At 54.4% G+C, this 17,979-nt stretch carries 15 protein-coding genes; 14 read left to right on the top strand and 1 reads right to left on the bottom strand.

The genetic code is table 11. The annotated features are described in order from the left end of the window. The first annotated feature begins 110 nt into the window (after positions 1–110). From N7326_RS03995 to N7326_RS03980, 4 genes are all read left to right on the top strand, one after another. Positions 111–890 (top strand): hypothetical protein, encoded by a 780-nt coding sequence (locus tag N7326_RS03995; protein ID WP_263088191.1) that lies wholly within the window; start codon positions 111–113, stop codon positions 888–890. Positions 891–967: 77 nt separating this feature from the next. Next, entirely contained in the window at positions 968–1,771 is an 804-nt protein-coding gene (proC, locus tag N7326_RS03990) for a pyrroline-5-carboxylate reductase (protein WP_259077603.1), read from the top strand. A gap of 210 nt (positions 1,772–1,981) precedes the next feature. After that, entirely contained in the window at positions 1,982–2,173 is a 192-nt protein-coding gene (locus N7326_RS03985) for a helix-turn-helix domain-containing protein (RefSeq protein ID WP_259077602.1), read from the top strand. Between the two features lie 554 nt (positions 2,174–2,727). Continuing rightward, positions 2,728–2,829, top strand: coding sequence for a 30S ribosomal protein bS22 (locus N7326_RS03980; protein WP_003402602.1), 102 nt, complete (start codon positions 2,728–2,730; stop codon positions 2,827–2,829). Positions 2,830–2,917: 88 nt separating this feature from the next. Here N7326_RS03980 and N7326_RS03975 read toward each other — a convergent pair whose 3' ends face one another. Further along, on the bottom strand, positions 2,918–4,006 hold the full coding sequence (locus N7326_RS03975; protein WP_259157927.1) for an HAD-IB family hydrolase: 1,089 nt from the start codon (positions 4,004–4,006) through the stop codon (positions 2,918–2,920). 254 nt (positions 4,007–4,260) lie between these two features. Between N7326_RS03975 and N7326_RS03970 the strand changes: the two genes are divergently transcribed. From N7326_RS03970 to N7326_RS03925, 10 genes are all read left to right on the top strand, one after another. Next, positions 4,261–4,497: a glutaredoxin family protein gene (locus tag N7326_RS03970; RefSeq protein ID WP_259157931.1), complete on the top strand. Its 237-nt coding sequence runs from the start codon at positions 4,261–4,263 to the stop codon at positions 4,495–4,497. A 145-nt stretch (positions 4,498–4,642) separates the two neighbouring features. After that, complete coding sequence (locus N7326_RS03965) at positions 4,643–5,974, top strand: glutamyl-tRNA reductase (RefSeq protein ID WP_259077596.1); 1,332 nt, start codon at positions 4,643–4,645, stop codon at positions 5,972–5,974. Positions 5,975–5,976: 2 nt separating this feature from the next. Continuing rightward, positions 5,977–6,864, top strand: coding sequence for a hydroxymethylbilane synthase (gene hemC / locus N7326_RS03960; protein WP_263088190.1), 888 nt, complete (start codon positions 5,977–5,979; stop codon positions 6,862–6,864). A gap of 14 nt (positions 6,865–6,878) precedes the next feature. Beyond that, complete coding sequence (locus N7326_RS03955; protein WP_263088189.1) at positions 6,879–7,640, top strand: uroporphyrinogen-III synthase; 762 nt, start codon at positions 6,879–6,881, stop codon at positions 7,638–7,640. Positions 7,641–7,656: 16 nt separating this feature from the next. After that, the gene (gene hemB, locus N7326_RS03950; RefSeq protein WP_259289392.1) at positions 7,657–8,661 is read left to right on the top strand and encodes a porphobilinogen synthase; all 1,005 of its coding nucleotides are present in this window, start codon (positions 7,657–7,659) and stop codon (positions 8,659–8,661) included. Between the two features lie 56 nt (positions 8,662–8,717). Beyond that, positions 8,718–9,260, top strand: a complete 543-nt coding sequence (locus N7326_RS03945) for a hypothetical protein (protein ID WP_259077584.1) — start codon at positions 8,718–8,720, stop codon at positions 9,258–9,260. Positions 9,261–9,783: 523 nt separating this feature from the next. Beyond that, positions 9,784–12,171 (top strand): hypothetical protein, encoded by a 2,388-nt coding sequence (locus N7326_RS03940; RefSeq protein ID WP_259077583.1) that lies wholly within the window; start codon positions 9,784–9,786, stop codon positions 12,169–12,171. 292 nt (positions 12,172–12,463) lie between these two features. Then, entirely contained in the window at positions 12,464–15,079 is a 2,616-nt protein-coding gene (locus N7326_RS03935; protein ID WP_259077582.1) for a heavy metal translocating P-type ATPase, read from the top strand. 47 nt (positions 15,080–15,126) lie between these two features. After that, a complete protein-coding gene (gene hemE / locus N7326_RS03930) occupies positions 15,127–16,188 on the top strand; it encodes a uroporphyrinogen decarboxylase (RefSeq protein WP_259077579.1) in 1,062 nt (353 codons plus the stop codon). Between the two features lie 297 nt (positions 16,189–16,485). Next, positions 16,486–17,925, top strand: coding sequence for a protoporphyrinogen oxidase (locus N7326_RS03925; RefSeq protein WP_263088187.1), 1,440 nt, complete (start codon positions 16,486–16,488; stop codon positions 17,923–17,925). Positions 17,926–17,979: the final 54 nt, after the last annotated feature.

Raw genomic sequence — 17,979 nt, 5'->3', positions numbered from 1 at the left:
GGGCTATACTTGCACAAGCTCATGATAACGCGTTGAATAACCTAGAGATGGCTATAGGATTATGCTACCCAGATACCTAGAGCCGAGAATACTTGGGAAGGTAATGAAAGATGAGTGAGAAACAGCTTACAGTTGCTGAGCTCCTAGCCAGGGCCGGCAAGGAAGAGGCTGCCGAGCCCACCCGCCGGCGCCGCCGCCGCAGCCTCGACGAAGGCGGCGTCTCTGTCGCCGAACTAACCGGCAGCATCCCTAAGGTGGAGGCAAAACCCGCCGAAGCAAAACACTCATCGGAACCCCTCGATCCTGATCCTGAAGACACCCCCGTCACGGTAGTCGCAGAGGACGTTACCCCAACTCCAACGTCGACGGAGCCAGAGGTTATTGTTGACAACGTTAATACCAGTGTCAACACCGAGGACGAGGCAGATAGCGCAGATGAAACGGTGGTCCTCTCGGTGGTACGCGAGGATGAACCCGTGCGCCTGACCACCTCTGGTTTTCCGGCACAGGAGAAGCAGGTGGCGGTTGCTGATCTCACTGAGAAAAAGCCTCCGGCTACTGGCTATGATGTCGAAGGCCAGCCCACCCCAGTCTTTGAAGAAGAGGAAGCGGCTCCCGTTGAGGAAGAGACCCGTTCTATCTCGGTGCTCTCTGTGATCCTCATGGTCGTTGTGGGAAGCATTATTGGCTTCAGCGTCTTTGCAGGTTTCGAATATCTGTGGGGTCATTTCAGCAAGAGCGTTGTCGGGGCACTTGCGCTCGGCGCAACCGCAGGTCTGGTAGTGGTGGTGAAGATACTGCGCACCTCACACGATATCTTCTCCATGGCGCTGGCAGCCGTGGTTGGCCTGGTCATTACCTTTGGGCCGTTATTAGTCGTTGGCTTCTAAGTTTCCATCCCCGCCTGAGATAAGAGGCGGGGTTTTTCTTAAGTGCATTTGCTTCAAATTTTTGGCATGGTAGAACCATGACATCTGTAGCAGTAGTTGGTGGCGGAAAAATAGGCGAAGCTCTTATTGCGGGGCTGATCGAGGGTGGCACGAACCCCAAGGATATTCACGTATCGAATAGGCGGGAGGAGCGGGGAACCTTTCTGCTTGAAACATACGGCATTGTCCCGTTTGACGAACCAGCCGCTGCCGTCGACGGGGTAGATGTCGCATTTTTGTGCGTCAAACCCAAAGTGCTCCTGAATATTGCCGACGAGATCTCTGATGTGATCTCCAATAATGACGCCACCACCGTGGTATCGATGGCGGCTGGGGTCAGCTGCGCGGCTATCGAGGAGGTTCTGTCCGCCGGAGCGCCGGTAGTCCGCGCAATGCCTAATACCCCGATGCTGGTTAACAAGGGCATGATTGCCTTGGCTCCGGGACGCTTTGTCGAGCAGGAGCAACTAAACGAGGTGGTAAAACTCATTTCTGCGACGGGTCGAGTGCGCTTAGTGCTTGAACAGGATATCGACGCTGTCACCGCCATGAGTGGATCCTCACCGGCCTATTTCTTTCTCATGATTGAATCCATGATCGACGCGGGAGTGGCCTTAGGTCTAAGCCGCGATGCTGCCCAAGAGTTGAGTATTACCGCCCTGGATGGTGCGGCGGCCATGTTGCGTGAGACGGGCGCAGATCCTGCACATCTGCGCGCTAATGTGTCCTCCCCAGGTGGTGCCACGACGGCCGCGATTCGCGAATTTGAAGAGTCTGGTTTCCGAGGCATGGTCTACCGGGCAACGGCCGCGTGTGCGAAGCGTTCGGGGGAGTTAGGGTAATAGATACCCCTGCACAGACAATCCAAGCTGGCTCGGCTGTCGGACTTTACCGTGCTCAGCGAGGTTGATATGAAAACGAGGGGTACTTTTTTTAACTTCTGTTCGCAACAGTCACACCGTTCACGCTAGAATCGTAGAAGCACGTGCGTGTTTTGTTCTGCAGGAGGGGAAGCCTGCAGCGCGCTCGCCGCTGAAGGGTATAGGTTAACTATGGCTAGAGAAGAAAACGGAACCTTTTTAACAGTCGCGGAAGTCGCAGAAATCATGCGAGTATCCAAAATGACTGTTTACCGGCTTGTTCACTCCGGTGAGCTGCCAGCGGTTCGCGTTGGACGCAGTTTCCGCGTTCACGAAAAAGCGGTCAATGAATATCTGAATGCCTCGTATTACGAAGCAGGTTAATATCAGATATCTCAGTGAACCCAGTGCCTGTGAAGGCGCCGACGGCGGTGTATAGGTCTGCGCATGCAGTCTGTATACCGCCATTTTCGTCGTCCTAGATAAGTGCCCGACCCTCGGCAGCAGCCAAGATATGACCTGAGGTTCGATTTATAGAGCGATCCCTTGTTTGAAGCGTGGCTCGATCTGTGGCTCCATCCCTTGTTTGATTCATGCTCCGATCTTTGGCGCGGTAGTGTGATAACCGAACAAGTACCCCAAGTGCCCAAGGCGGAAACTGCCCTCTTAATTTTTGTTCATGGCTGATGCTCGGTATGATTGACACCATTCGTGTCAGGCAAGGCTTTTGCACGAGAATTTCTCGCGGATGCGGCATCGTATCTCCATGGGTGGCCACGGTTACTCTTTATGGCTGGGATGCGGTATCTTGTTGAGATTTTCACACCGCAGGGCGAAAGTGCACTTCGGACTGCTGGGAAGCATTCAGTCCGTGCAATGAGCCAGCAAGACTGACGTCGGAAGTACGTACATCCATCTAGTAAGCGAGGGAAACCGATATGGGTTCTGTCATTAAGAAGCGCCGCAAGCGCATGTCCAAGAAGAAGCACCGCAAGTTGCTCCGTCGTACCCGAGTGCAGCGTAGAAAACTCGGTAAGTAAAACGTCTGTCAAGATCCCTGCCCCAAGGCATCACCTGAAACGATTGGTGAAATCTTATGGGCAGGGATTTTCTGTGTCACCGTACCAGCTAGGATCGACGACGAGCTTTCCAGGTTCGCCACGAAAACAGGGCTGTGATCAGAGCGGGAGCACCAAAGGTGCGCACCGCCTTGCGTACACTGCGATAATCATATATTTCCCACCCATGTGCTTTGGAAATCTTGCGAAGCTGGCGATCGGGATTAATAGCCACCGCCGTACCCACCATCGACAACATGGGAGTATCGTTAACCGAATCAGAATATGCGGTGCACTGTTTGAGATCGATCCCTTCTAAGGTGGCCAATGCCGCCACCGCATGGCGTTTGCCGGGGCCGTGAAGAATATCACCGACGAGTCGACCCGTAAACTTGCCATCCTCCACCTCGGCAACGGTGCCTAAGGCTCCAGTAAACCCTAGGCGTTCTGCGAGAATCTGTCCCAGCTGGACAGGTGTGGCCGAGACGAGCCACACTTGGTGGCCCGCAGCTAAATGTTCTTCGGCTAGCTGCTTAGTACCTGGCCACATTCGATCGCTCATATGGGAATCGACGATCTCACGGCAGAGCTCGACTAGATCAGCGGTCTCTCGTCCTGCAATAAACTCCAGTGCCTGTTCTCGGCCAATAGCGACGTCCTTCGCAGATTCTTGACCGGTTACACGGAATTTAATCTGCTTCCACACCATCGGAATGATATCCCCGACTGTAATAAAGCGCTTGCGGAAAAGACCGATGGCAAAGACAATCATCGAAGACCCTTGTATTAAGGTGTTGTCGATATCGAAGAAGGCAGCCGCTCGCTCTGTAGGCGGGTGAGTAGGGTCCGGTTGCTGTTTTCTGCCTCGCCCCGCGGCCTCAAATGCTCCAGATACGGACTTTAAACCAGAGTCGTAGTCACTGAGCTCTAGTCCAAAGAGCTCGCTAGCTGCTAGAGCGGCCGCTGCTTCACCAGCTGTTCGTTGGGCTTCATCGTCGATAGGGGGGAAGGCTTGCTCTTCGAAAAAACGCCGCATATTGCCGCGCGTGCTGCTCCAGCTCGCCAGAAAATCTTCGGGTCGCTGGTGCCACTGCGGGTTTCCGGAGTGTGAGGGTGAAGGGGCATCGCCTGAATGAGATGCAGGTTGAGGGGAATTCATTGCGGGTAGTCACTACCTTTTGGGGCTTGGTGAGGTGCTGATTAACGCTACTATCTATCATGCCAGACACACGTATATTCCGCCGTAGCCCTTGTACTAAGCCAGTTGATAGTTTGATTGATACCAGCCCGTGGGGTGTAGCGCATAGGAAGCACAAACCAGCTGCTCTTCCTCAGCCTAAAAGTATTAGGCTAGGAGGTATTTAAAGAAGATTCCGTGGGGTCATCAGCGCGGCATAAAAATGGGGAGGATCTATGGCATCGAAGGTCGAATTGATGGTGCGCAAGCAGTGTGGCTCGTGTGTGCGGGTGCGGGAGCAAATACGTCCGGTTGTACAGGCGGCTGGTTTGGAATTATTGGTCATTGACGTGGAAACCGATCGCGAGCTTTGTGCTGAGTTCTCGGATCGGGTGCCCGTTGTGGTCATCGACGATGAGGAATTTAGTTGCTGGGAGGTGGACAATAGCGACTTAGCCAAGGCTTTGTTGTAAAAAAGTGCGTGATATGACAAGGTTAAATAAACCTTAAATATGCAGGAATTATCCATCTAAAGTTGGATATCTATCGTGCTTTTGGCGGATGGCTACGCGATGCACACCAAAGCGAACGTGGAGAACAGAGAAGGGATAACAGGCGATGAGTGTCCTCGTTGTGGGATTATCCCACAAATCAGCGCCCGTCTCTTTGCTGGAAAAATTAAGTCTTGATCCCGAGCACCGCGATCGCATGGCTCACCAGCTTCTGGCTCGAGACTCAATATCCGAGGCCATGATCATTTCTACGTGTAACCGAGTTGAGGTCTACGTCGTTACTTCCTCCTTTCACGGTGGAATCTCGGATATTGTGAGTGTTCTCCAGCTCAATTCAGGGGTCGATTTCGACCAACTGCGTTCCTCTCTATACGTGCGTTACGATGACGCCGCAGCCGAGCATATGATGGTGGTGACCTCCGGCCTCGACTCCATGGTCTTGGGGGAACAGCAAATTATTGGTCAAGTCCGCTCCGCCTACCAAGCCTCAATTGCTGCTGAGAGCGTTGGCCCGAAATTGCACGGCCTAGTGCAGGCCTCGCTCCATACGGGTAAGCGCGTCCACTCCGAGACGGAAATTGATGCAGCTGGAGCCTCAATGGTGTCCTTTGCTTTTGAGCAATCTCTTGGGCATCTGCAGGCGGAGGATTTTCGAGGGAAAACCGCGCTCGTCTTAGGGGCGGGTGTCATGGCTTCCCTGGCCGCCACGCACCTTGGCAGACTGGGCATTAACAAGCTCATCATCTCCAACCGCACCCAATCGCGCGCGGAGCGATTAGCTGAGCATGCTCGCGAATCAGGGGTAGAGGCTGAGGTTATTGATTTCGGCCTGCGTACTCAAGCTTTGCGCAAAGTTGATATTGCTGTTTCAGCCACGGGCGCCCAAAACTTCACCATTACCGCTGCCGATATCCCTGCCATGGACCAGCGTCAATCAGAGCTGCTTCTTATCGATCTCTCCCTGCCTCGTGATATCGAGGATGCGGTGACCGAAAGAGGAGCCAGATTGGTCAATATCGAACGCCTTCACGCCATTCGATCCGACCGTGGATTTATTCCCTCCGACGCCCAAGCTCAAGCGATTGTTGCGGAGGAACTCAAAGCCTACTGCTCTGAGCAGCGGATCAAGGATGTCGTTCCCGCGGTGACGGCTCTCAGGCGCCACGGAGCGAAGCTTGTTGAATCCGAGATGGCCAGGCTGCGCTCGAAAGCAAGTGGGCTCGATGCCCAAGAGCTGCACGAAGTTGAGCGATCAATGCGGCGCGTCGTGGATAAATTGCTCCACCAACCCACAGTGGCCGTGAAACAACTAGCGGCTGAATCTCGGGCCGTCACCTACGAAAGTGCCCTCCAGGAGCTTTTTGGGGTCGCACCAGCCGGTCGATCCATTACGGTCGATCTCGACGCGATGCCGCTCAATGAGGAAATAGGAGCCTAGAAATGTTGACAATCGGTACCCGAGGATCGCTACTGGCCACCACGCAGTCTGGCCATATCCGAGATGCACTGCATCAACTGGGGTACCACGCAGATCTTCGCATTGTCACCACACAGGGGGACGTCAATATGGCCCCAGTGGAAAGAATCGGCGTGGGAGTATTCACCCAAGCCTTGCGTGATGCCCTCGCCCGAGGAGACTGCGATATCGCTGTTCATTCTTTTAAAGATCTCCCCACCGCGCCCGACCCCCGTTTTTATTGTGTGGTTCCTCAGCGCGCTGATGTCCGGGACTGTCTCATCGCTCGCGATGGCTTAGATTTCGCAGCCCTTCCCGAAGGCGCTGTGATCGGAACCGGCGCCCCGCGCCGTATATCCCAGTTGCGGGCGATGCGTCCAGATATTCAGACCCGCCCCTTACGAGGCAATATTGATACTCGCATAGCCAAGGTGCGCTCTGGGGAACTCGATGGCGTTGTTTTAGCATATGCGGGGCTGGCGCGCGTCAATAGGAATAACGAAGCTACCGATATTTTTAATCCTGAGCAGTTTATTCCCGCCCCTGCGCAAGGCGCATTGGCGGTCGAATGTCGCGCAGACGATCAGGCCGCTATTGCTGCTATTTCACAGCTAGCAGACCACCCCGCTACAGCGTGTGCTCTCGCTGAACGAGCGGTTTTAGCCCACCTCGAAGCCGGCTGCACGGCTCCGGTGGCCGCCTATGCTCGTCTAGAGGCAGATACTCTCACTCTTGTGGGAAGTGTTACCCGACTCGATGGCGGCCTCACGCTGCGAGCCCACGCAACCGGGGCTGTGGATCAGGCTGCGAACCTAGGCGAAGAGGTGGCGGCAAAGCTCTTTGCTCGTGGAGCCGCGTTGCTCCTCGATTAGGACTTAAGGCCATTATGATGCCCGCAATCGTGGTGCCTCGAGCGCTCGGACAGGCACAAAACATGGTTAACGCCATCGAGCACCACGGCATGCGCGCCCTCGTCGTACCCATGATTGCCATCAAACCTACCCGCGATCAACAGGTCTTATCTAAGGCATTACAAGGCGCATATGAGTGGGTCATTTTCACCTCCACCAATGCTGTTGATGCCTGCCGCGAGGCCTTACCTCTCCATGGAGTGAAAATAGCGGCCGTCGGCGTCAAAACCGCACGTGCGCTCGAAGAACTCGGCCAATCGGTTGATGTAGTTCCGCCCGCACAGCACTATAACGCCACTGGACTGCTCACTATTTTTCCTCCCTTTTGTGCACAGGGCACACACCAACCCCAAGGCGCAGGGAGAGTTCTGCTGCCTCGAGGCAACCTGGCGAGCCCAGAACTACCCGCAGGGTTGACCTCGCTGGGATATGAGGTGGACTGCGTCGAAGCCTATCGAACCGTGGAGGCACCACCGCCCCCACCAGAGGTGCTAGAGATCATGGCGGCAGGCGACTACGCGGCAATCTGTTTGAGTTCGGGATCGATGGCTCGACATTTTGTTAGTCGTTTCGGTCTTCCACCACAGCGGTGTGTTGTGGGCTGTATCGGTCCCCGCACCTTAGCCGTGGCCGAGGAGCTCGGACTACACTCCACAGTGATGCCCCCTGTTGCCACTGTCGACGCACTGGTTAGGGTCACCATCGACCAAGTACGATCAAGGTTGAAATTCGAATAATAATGAAGGCTTAATCATGACCTCCCACTATCCACAACGCCGTCCTAGGCGGCTGCGCGTTAATGCCACGATGCGAGATTTCGTTGCAGAAACAACGCTGCAACCCGCAGATCTCATTTACCCGCTCTTTATTGCCCACGGTCTATCTCAACCTCGTGAGATCAGTTCGATGCCTGGCCAATATCAACACACGTTGGACTCCTTGCGCGAAGTCGTCGGCCAAGCGATTGAGTGTGGTATCCGCTGCATTGATCTCTTTGGAGTCCCTGACGAAGGTAATAAAGACGCTCGTGGCACGGAAGCGAGCGACCCGGATGGCATCCTCAACCGAGCAATTTCAGTGCTCCGCCAGGAATACGGTGATGATATCCTCATTATGGCCGATACCTGCCTTGATGAATTCACCGATCACGGTCACTGTGGAGTGCTCACTGAGAATCAGTGGGGTGAGATGATCGTTGATAATGATGCTACTCTTCTTCGTTATAAAGATATGGCGGTATCGCAGGCGCGAGCCGGAGCGCATATTATCAGCCCATCGGGAATGATGGATGGACAAATCCGCGCGATCAGGGAGGGGCTTGACGAAGCGGGCTACCATGATGTGGCCATTATGGCCTACTCCGCTAAATATGCATCTGCATTCTTTGGGCCATTCCGAGAAGCCGTCGGCTCCAGCCTGGTGGGGGATCGGCGCGCTTATCAGCAAGACCCCGCGAATGCGCGCGAGTCGCTGCTTGAAGTCGATCTAGATATAGCCGAAGGTGCCGATTTCGTCATGGTAAAACCAGCTATGAGTTATCTCGATATCGTACGGCAGGTAGCAGATCGTTCACCTATCCCAGTTGCCGCCTACCAAGTCTCGGGTGAATATGCGATGCTACACGCGGCAGCCAGTAACGGGTGGCTCGACCTCGATGCCGTGATGATGGAATCCCTGCTCTCTATTAAACGTGCAGGCGCTGAGCAGATTTTGACTTATTTTGCGTTGGATGCGGCAAAAAAGCTCCGTAACTTTTAAACTGGAGAGACAAATTTATTGGCTTGCGGAGCCACGAGAGTAGATTTTGAGGAATTATGAGCGAACCGGGATCAAAACCTGAATTAGTGGCTTTTGCGATCAAACTGTTAAGCGGCATTTTTCTCATCGAGATTCTCCACCAAATTATCGCCACAGTGGGCGCTATCATCCACCGGGATACTCTTATCCGACAAATTCAACAGGCTTATGCGGATTCGGATGCCGGCCTCAAACCCGGCCCCGCGATGCTCGATCTCCTTGCAATAGTCAGTATTTGCTTCTCGGCCTTAGTTGCTATCGCTCTCGTCGGAGTCTTTGCGTGGTTTGTGACCACCTTGTCGCAGCGGGGCAAGCGATCTGCGATGGCCCGACGATTGCTTATTTATGTATGTATATATCTCAGTGTTCGGGGAATTTTTGTCTTTGCTGTCACTGAGGCAAGTGCTATGTCCTTAGTGCTGTTAGCAATCAACGGCAGCTTACAAATTCTTATCGGTGTGGGAGCAGCCTTAGCGGTTTATCTTTTAGGCCGAGAAGAGATGCGTCGCTGGGCTGAGGATGACACTAACTCCACGCCCGTATCGTCGATTCGGTCATAGAAAGGCGTATATAGCGGGTGGATGAGGCCGCCGCGGTGTTCCTTATTGTCCTTTCAGTACCCATCAGAGTCCCGCAGTTTCTCACGGTGTTCTCCAGTGCCGTGAGAAACTGCGGGGTTTTGCTATGACTATAAGATTTTTCTAAGTATTTAGTGAGCTCCCAGTCCTGATAAAAAGCATTTGAATATAAATACTCTTCAACCGTGAGTGGTATCACAAATATATTATGCTGTGAATAAGATCCCCAATATCTAGTAGCATATCAGCAAAAGCGCAGATCAGACCATAGGTGAGTGGAAGAAAGAGGTCCGTTTCTTCGGCCTTTTCTGGGGATGATATTACTAAGAGCCTTAGCCGGTGTGCATAGTTATTTCCTATTTGTTACCGTGGTCTTCACAGAAAACTTATTAACTACAGGAGCTCCTGAGGGTCGACTGATTGCTTGGCTCCACGAGCAACCAGCTCGACCAAGACGGGGTGCGGATATCGCCCTCATACAGGCGCTCCGAAAGAAAGGTTCACGATGACGCAAACCTATGGCCGTCGCAATGCGGGGAAAAACCTCAGTGCTGGCAAATTCCGCACAGGGCTTTCCGCAGCTGCAATTATCGCCTTAGCCGCAACAGGCTCCCTGAGCGTCCCAGTGATTGCTGAGGAGAACCCAGCAGCTGATGCGCAGGTTGAATCTCAAAATCAGGATGCACAGACTGATGCGCAGTCTCAGGACGCTCCAGCAGCAGACGCTCCAGCGTCGGATACTGAAGCGCAAGATACCCAGACGCCGGATGCTCAGACTCCACAGGGTGGCGAAAAAGCGCCAGCTTATGAATCTGCTCCAGTTACGGAAGATATCAACGATCTCCCCGAAGGCCTTCGCGACCTTATCGGTGGAGCAAATGACGAGACCGATACCGACAACGATGGTATCCCAGATGCTTATGAGGCCTTCTACGGAACCAAAGTGGGCAATCCTGATACCGACGGTGATGGCATCCTGGATGGCGACGAAGTTCTAGGAACGCACAATCAAACATTCCCTACCGGTTATTTTCCTGATACCCCCGGCTCAACCAACCCTGCCGATGCCGATACCGATAACGACGGCACGAGCGACGGTGTGGAGCTTAAGGTTAAGTACAACGAGGTCACCGGGGAGACCGAAACGCTCGACGGTGAAAAGACCGACCCCAACGACAGCACCTCCGGTGCTTTGACTCTAACTTTGCCCGACGGTGAGGATACCGACAACGACGGCCTCCCCGACGCCTTCGAGCTAGAAATTGGTACCAAGATCGACAACGTTGACTCCGACGGGGACGGGATTACCGATTACGATGAGGTCTTCGCAACCGTGTCGAACGATCTCTTCAAGAATCATTCCTTCAATCCGGAGTGGCCAGCAGGCAATACCGACCCCAACAACGCAGATACCGACGGAGATCTGATCCCCGACGGAAAAGAAATGCAGGTCAAGGTCCGAGGCAATAAAACCGTTGACGATGGCATTCCGGGCACCCTACCTACCGACCCAAACAAAGCTGACTCGGACGGCGATGGCCTCACCGATAAAGAGGAGCAGGACTACGATACTGATCCTTGGGAAGCAGATACCGATAATGACGGCATCGGTGACGCCGCTGAGGTGAAGGGTCTACTCTCGGATTTCGAGACCAAATTTGATCCCTCACGTCCAGCGGGCAATACCAACCCTAAGGATCGGGATACCGACAAAGACGGAGTGCTCGATGGTATTGAATTGGGTACCTACGTCGATGAGGCAACGGGCCAGACCTTTGTGAACCCTACCCTCGATCCTCGCTTCTTCACCGATCCAAACGTACAAACCGTCGATACCGACGGTGACGGCCTAGCGGATCCCGTAGAAGAGAACTTCGGAACCAACCCTCAGGCGAAGGACTCTGACGAGGACGGAATTGATGATTTCTCTGAAATTGCTGGTACCTTCAACCCCTTCAAGGATCAACACGCAGACGGCATCAATTTCCCAGGGAGCACCAACCCAACTAATAACGATACGGATGGCGACGGTATCCTAGACGGTGAAGAACTGAAGGTTCGCTTCGATGAGACCGAAGGCCGCAGTATCCAAGATGAATCTGCCTTCGGTGAGTACACCAACCCTAATCGCGATGATCGCGTGGTGGATACCGATGGTGACGGCATTCCCGACGACGAAGAGATCGCAATCGGAACTGACCCACAGCTGGCCGACACCGATAAGGATGGCGTTAATGATCTGGACGAGCTAACCGGCAAATACGGTGAGCCAACCGATCCCCGCGATCCAGACTCCAAGCCCGCGACCGCTGTACCTGAAGAAGCTCCTAGTGTTGAGCTTCCTGAGGGCGAAGTGCCGGAGACCGCTGTACCTGAAGAGGCTCCTAGTGTTGAGCTTCCTGAGGGTGTAGTGCCAGAGGCTGCTGTTCCTGGCGAGGCTCCTAGTGTTGAGCTTCCTGAGGGTGTAGTGCCGGAGACCGCTGTACCTGAGGAGGCTCCTAGTGTTGAGCTTCCTGAGGGTGTAGTGCCAGAGGCTGCTGTTCCTGGCGAGGCTCCTAGTGTTGAGCTTCCTGAGGGTGTAGTGCCGGAGACCGCTGTTCCTGGCGAGGCTCCTAGTGTTGAGCTTCCTCAAGGCGAAGTGCCGGGGCAAGATAAGACCGGTAGCGCCGATCTTAAGGATCCGAAGTTCTGGACTAACCTTCTCGGTGGGGGCGCCATTGCCGCAGCAGTGACTTTCGCTATCGCAGCGCTGGTATCTCTGATTCCTGGTGGTCCTGTTGCCGGAACCTGGCCTCAAAACCGCCACGCACCTTTTGATTGGACCCGCCCATTCCCATGGCTGCGTCCTATCGTTGATTCCTTCATGAAGAACTTCACTAATCCACAACGCTAGGATCAGGAAGTCCTAATACAGAAGATTAGGCGATGACTTTGGCTCTGAGCTGCTGATGAAATAGCAGCCCAGAGCCTTTTCATTTCTCTTAGCCTGCTTCAGAAAGGCGGAGTTCCGAGGAAAGAACGCCCAAAGGAAGCTCACGAGGTCAATCTTCAACTCAGCCCCATGACCCTGTAGTGTGTGAGGAGTGCCTCTGGGAAAGCTGGGGCTTCGTCGGTCGGGTGCCGAGTGATGGGGAGCTTTTTTCTCCCGCTGAATAGGCTGTGAGACAGTAACGGGTTGGAAAATTATGGATCAAAACGATATTAAGGCCATCGATTCACGGGTTCTTGATGCTATCGCCTCGGCGAAGAAAGCAGCAAAGCGAGTAGGAATCTCGTCATTTACTCTTTCGGATATCAACGACCCCGAAGAGGCGGCGGCCGCTGCCATTAGTAGTGGACGCACCTCTTTTGCCTTCGAGCTCAAGGGATTAGAAAATGCTGCTTCCGTAGCACCGCTAGAAGAAGCCATCAACGACATTGAGGGCGTTGAGGCACGCATCGTTTACACCTCATCCATGGCATGGGTGAGTGCCATTCGCACGATCGATATCCAAGTTATTGAACAAGTCTTTGCCCGCCACGGGATTACTGCTCGTCTCACGGACTCCTCGATTCGACGGCGCATGGCGTGGTCGGATGTGGAGGAGGGGAGAATCTCCCGCTCGCAACTGCGACAGCGTCGTCGGCAGCAGCGGATGTCACGGGGGGCGCGCAAGCTCGCCGAAGAAGAGCAGAAGGATTTCGCTCTTGCCCGCAGAGAGGGTTTTCTGGAAGGGCCGGATCGGCATATCGAGCCCCAAGACCCCACAGATGTACTTTTCACAGCACGAAGCCTCATCACGAAAGCTCGGCTGATCGTCTCATTATTGCTCACCATCCCCGTGGTAGTGATCAGCTACGATTCGACCCTGCAATTCGATTACTGGCAGTGGGTGCTCGCTCTCATTGCATTTCCTGTTGTTACCTATGGCGCTTACCCCTTCCACCGGGCGATGCTCGGCGGTTTCCGACGCAGCATGTTCGCTCTCGATGCTGCGAGCTCCCTCGCTATTATCGCCGCATATGTTTATTCCGTCTTGCATATGCTGCTGAGTTCGGCAGGGAGCCCGAGCTATCGGGTGAGTTCAGAAATTCTCACCGCATCTCCCGCCGCTAATGATTCCGGGGTCTTCTTCTTCGATGTCGCGTGTACGATGACCCTCTTCCTGCTAGCGGGACGCCTACTGTCACGCAAAACCCGAAAGAACTTAGTTGATGAGCTCGCCGAGTATCTTCCCGCTGCCCGCCAGACGGCCCTGCGGGTAACCAAACAACGCACAACTGGGGCAGTCAAAGAAGAGGAAGTTGCAGTTCAGAAACTCAACGTGGGCGATGACCTCATCGTTGCGGCAGGAGATATTATTCCTGTTGATGGAATAGTTATCGGCGGATCCTCCACCATCGACGGTCGAGCCCTCGGGATCGGCCACTTCGATGTCAAAGTTAAAAGTACCGTGTACGCAGGGTGCATCAACGGAGAAAAGAACCTGAAAGTACGCGCCATCGCAACGGGTCACCGCACCTGGTTAGTAGCAATAGCGCGGTGGATTCGGCGTTCGGGTCTTCATCAAAATTATTCAGATGCTCTCGCTACCCGTTCGGCATCGCTACTCGTTCCAGCAGCAATTATGGGCGCGGTGACTGTCTTTTCCATCTGGGCACTGCTCACCAACAATTACTATCTCGCCACCGCAACGGCCCTCTCTATGATGGGGTGCGTGGCGCCGGTATCCCTAGCTGTATCCGCGTCGGTGGCTACCCGTCAGGGAATTGAAGCAGCAGCGCGCCGAGGCGTGCTGATTCGAGATTCTGCGACGGTGCGTCGCCTCGATATGGTGGACACGGTTATCTTCAACCGAGTGGGTGCCTTAAGTGAAGGCGAAATGTCAGTGGAAACGGTTACCGCGAATGCGGGAGAAAATGCTGACCTCGTGATTCGCGTTGCCGGAGCCCTGTGTATGGAGAGTGAACATCCCGTATCGCTGGCTTTGGTGCGAGCAGCCCGGGAATCTCGGGATACGTCCTCTGATGATTCTATCCCGAGTTTGATCGAGGTGAGCCACCAATATATTGATGAACAAGGTAGCTTCGGGGGTGTCGTAGAGATTCCTATGCGCACCGCTGATGGGGGCATGGAGATGCGTAGCGTAGAGGCGAAACTGTGGCGCCCGCGTAATCTCTCGGATGTCAAGGGTCGGTTGGCTGCCCCCGCTGTCTCTGGGGGCACACCGCTCGTCGTTCGGTGGAAGGGGCAAGATCGCGGCGTTATTACATTGCATGATGAGGTAAAACCCGATGCTAATGATTCCATTGAGGCCCTCGAGGATCAGGGCATCGACACCATGATGCTCAGCCGTGATACCTATCCGGTGGCGCGTCGCTACGGGGATATGGTTGGAGTATCGCATGTGTTGGCAGGTATCCAGCCGGGAAATAAACCCCAGACGGTGCGCAGTGTGCACAACCATGGCCGGGTAGTGGCCGTTGTCGGCGATGACTCGGCTAAGCGTTGCTTTAGAGCTGCCGATGTGGGCGTGATGGTGGGAGCGATGGCGAGTATGCCACTGCCTGCAGGGCTGGAAACGACCGACGCTAATGTTGTCCTCTTAAGGGGTCTTACCGAACCGATACCGTGGCTCTTTACCGGAGCCAAGCGCATGAATCGCCTCATTAATAACAATTTTCTTTTAGCCTGGACCTATAATATCGCTGCTATGACCGCTGCTGCTCTCGGGCTTTTGCATCCTATGGGTGCCACCATCTTGATGCTCGCAGCATCCTTGATTATCGAAGCGCGGTCGATGTGGATTAAAACTTTTTAGGCAAAACTTACTTTCCTAGGATTGTCGGCTGTGTCATACTTTCGTATATGATCTCCCCTCGCCGACGCAATATAGACAGTGCTCCCTTTATGCAGGCTGCTCGTGGCCTGAAGCCATCGCACCGCCCCGTCTGGTTTATGCGGCAGGCGGGGCGCTCACTTCCTGAGTATCGGAAACTGCGGGAGAATACTACGATGTTGGACTCCTGCTTTAACCCCAGTATGCTCGCTGAAATCACCATGCAGCCAGTACGCCGTCACGGGGTAGACGCTGCTATTCTCTTCTCCGATATTGTGGTTCCCTTAAGGGCGGCGGGAGTCGGCGTGGAAATTGTGCCAGGTAGAGGGCCCGTCATGGATCAAGCGATCCGTAGTGCTGATGATATAGCGGCGCTTCCTATCCTCGAGGGCTCCGTGCCGGAACTCACTGAGGGGATTGGTATCATCCTCAACGAGCTCGATCATACTCAAGCCCTCATTGGTTTTTCGGGTGCACCTTTTACCCTCGCGAGCTATCTTATCGAGGGCGGTCCTTCACGTAATCACGAGAAGACGAAGTCCATGATGCATCACCAGCCGGATATGTGGCATGCACTTATGCGGCGTCTGGTGCCCACCATCAATGCTTTTCTCGATACCCAAATAGCAGCAGGCGTCGATGCGGTGCAGCTGTTCGATTCCTGGGCCGGTTTCCTCAACGAGCGGGATTACCGCGAATTTGTTCTTCCCTACTCCCGTGAAGTTTTCGAGCATATCGCTGACGCCGGCATACCGCGTATCCATTTTGGCGTAGGCACAGGAGAAATCCTTGGCGCCATGAGTGAAGCGGGGAGCGAAGTGGTGGGAGTTGATTGGCGGGTACCGCTCGATCAAGCCGCCCGGAGAATGTGCACCCCAAAGGTGCTACAAGGCAACCTTGATCCGGCGCTCCTATTCGCCGGCGATACAGCGGTGGAGGCCGAGATCGAGCATATCATTGCCCTAGCAGATCACGCTATTGCCGCTGGTCATGCAACCGGCCATATCTTCAATCTCGGCCACGGGGTGCTCCCAGATACCCCACCAGAAGCGCTCAGTCGCGCGGTCGATATCATCCACGCCCATGCCTAATATTCACGTGCATGCGGTACACGGATACCGTACCGCTCAAGGTGCACACCCACAGTGAGCACTCATAGGTAGAATGGGGCCAAATTACAAGGATGCCAGATACTTATAAGAATTCGCGAGTCCACCCTTGATCCCAAGGCTCGCAGAGTGATTTCGGAAAACAAGAAAAACAAGGTAGTTCCATATAAAAACCCTCGAGCCGTCAAAGAGAGGCGCTCGTAGAAATACTTCAGCCCCACGTGATCGACGGCAGCACAGTGGTGGTTCTATACGCTAAGAGAAAGGCTTGAATATATCGTGCGTGTCGCTATTATCGGAGCAGGACTGGCTGGATTAACAACGGCGTGGCAGATACATCAAGAAGCCCCCGACACCGAGGTTGACATCTTCGAGGCCTCGGATCGCATAGGCGGCAAACTCTATACGGTTCCCTTCCACTCCGGACCGACAGATATGGGTGCGGAAGCCTATCTGAATTTCCGCGCGGACGCTACGGACTTCTTCAAGCAACTCGGTCTCGCGGACTCCTTGGTCTATCCCTCCGGGCTTCCCTCTTCGTTTTACGCCGCGGGCCAGCTACACGATATGGTCGACGATACGATCATGGGTATTCCAGCTGCGAGTACCTCCATTAAAGACCTTATCGATGCGGAAACAGCGGCCCGCATCGATGCAGAGGACCAGGGGCCCGGGATCGAGTGGGAAGTGGATGGACCTGATATTTCACTCGGAGATCTGATCAGTCAGCGCTACGGCGAACTCGTGAATTCTCGCTTGGTATCTGCTTTACAAGGAGGGGTTTACTCGGCCCGCTCAGAAGATCTTGGTATTAGAGCCACGTTGCCGCAGTTGGCGCGCACCTTCGATGAAATGGCGTTGGCCGGAGAAAAAATCAGTCTCAAGGCGGCCATTGAAAAGATCTTGTCCCAACGCCAGCGCAATAACCGCAATAACCACGAACGCGGATACCGCCCCCATGTATTCGCGACCTTTAAAGGTGGCTATGCGCAAGTCTACGAAACGCTTGCAGAGGCGTCACAGGCACGTATCTACGTTGATGCCTTTATCTCCGGCATCACCGATTCCGCACGGGGGTATGCACTGCGAGGAGGTGGCGAGGGCTATTATGACGCCGTCGTGGTGGCCACCCCAGCACCAACCACATCCTTATTATTAAAAACAATTGCCCCCGATATCAGCCCCCACTTCAGTACAATCCCCTTGGCTTCCTCGGTGGTCGTCGGGATGAAATTCGCCAGCGATCGGGGTCTCCCGGATAATTCCGGGATTCTGGTGGCAACCGATGAAGTAGATATTAAAGCCAAAGCCTTCACTTTCAGTTCCAAGAAGTGGCCTCACCTAGGTAGCCGCGGAGGCGCTCTAGTGCGAGCCTCTTTCGGGCGCTACAAGGATGATGAGATTTGCCGGGCAGATGAGGGTGTCCTTGTTGACCACGCTCTTGCGGATCTCAAGAAAATCACCGGCTTTGATGGCATTGCGGCAGGGCTCGACGAAATCTTTGTACAACGCTGGTTCGGAGGTTTGCCTGTGTACGGGCCGGGGCATCTAGAGACCGTCGCTGCGATCACTGAGGGCTTGGCGCACTACCCGGGTCTTTATGCAACCGGTGCGTGGGCTCAGGGTGTGGGGGTGCCGGCGGTTATTGCTCATGCGCGCGGCGTGGCGCACACCATCTGTGGCAACGCTGAACCCAACCCCGCTCTCGCTGAGTCTTAAACTAGCCTGAAACTGGTATTGAATCGCTAATACTGGCTTACACTGGCCTAAAAA

Origin of the sequence: Corynebacterium sp. ES2794-CONJ1, assembly GCF_025660615.1 — a bacterium.
GTDB lineage: Bacteria > Actinomycetota > Actinomycetes > Mycobacteriales > Mycobacteriaceae > Corynebacterium.
The sequence above is the reverse complement of the archived record's forward strand: the minus strand, read 5'-3'. Positions and strand labels throughout refer to the sequence as shown.

Excerpts from the sequence above, each read along its gene's own strand:
- N7326_RS03955 (WP_263088189.1), top strand. The coding sequence starts at position 6,879 with ATGATGCCCGCAATCGTGGTGCCTCGAGCGCTCGGACAGGCACAAAAC.
- N7326_RS03940 (WP_259077583.1), top strand. The coding sequence starts at position 9,784 with ATGACGCAAACCTATGGCCGTCGCAATGCGGGGAAAAACCTCAGTGCT.
- N7326_RS03985 (WP_259077602.1), top strand. The coding sequence starts at position 1,982 with ATGGCTAGAGAAGAAAACGGAACCTTTTTAACAGTCGCGGAAGTCGCA.
- N7326_RS03975 (WP_259157927.1), bottom strand. The coding sequence starts at position 4,006 with ATGAATTCCCCTCAACCTGCATCTCATTCAGGCGATGCCCCTTCACCC.
- N7326_RS03970 (WP_259157931.1), top strand. The coding sequence starts at position 4,261 with ATGGCATCGAAGGTCGAATTGATGGTGCGCAAGCAGTGTGGCTCGTGT.
- proC (WP_259077603.1), top strand. The coding sequence starts at position 968 with ATGACATCTGTAGCAGTAGTTGGTGGCGGAAAAATAGGCGAAGCTCTT.
- N7326_RS03980 (WP_003402602.1), top strand. The coding sequence starts at position 2,728 with ATGGGTTCTGTCATTAAGAAGCGCCGCAAGCGCATGTCCAAGAAGAAG.
- N7326_RS03995 (WP_263088191.1), top strand. The coding sequence starts at position 111 with ATGAGTGAGAAACAGCTTACAGTTGCTGAGCTCCTAGCCAGGGCCGGC.
- N7326_RS03965 (WP_259077596.1), top strand. The coding sequence starts at position 4,643 with ATGAGTGTCCTCGTTGTGGGATTATCCCACAAATCAGCGCCCGTCTCT.
- N7326_RS03935 (WP_259077582.1), top strand. The coding sequence starts at position 12,464 with ATGGATCAAAACGATATTAAGGCCATCGATTCACGGGTTCTTGATGCT.
- hemC (WP_263088190.1), top strand. The coding sequence starts at position 5,977 with ATGTTGACAATCGGTACCCGAGGATCGCTACTGGCCACCACGCAGTCT.
- N7326_RS03945 (WP_259077584.1), top strand. The coding sequence starts at position 8,718 with ATGAGCGAACCGGGATCAAAACCTGAATTAGTGGCTTTTGCGATCAAA.
- hemE (WP_259077579.1), top strand. The coding sequence starts at position 15,127 with ATGATCTCCCCTCGCCGACGCAATATAGACAGTGCTCCCTTTATGCAG.
- hemB (WP_259289392.1), top strand. The coding sequence starts at position 7,657 with ATGACCTCCCACTATCCACAACGCCGTCCTAGGCGGCTGCGCGTTAAT.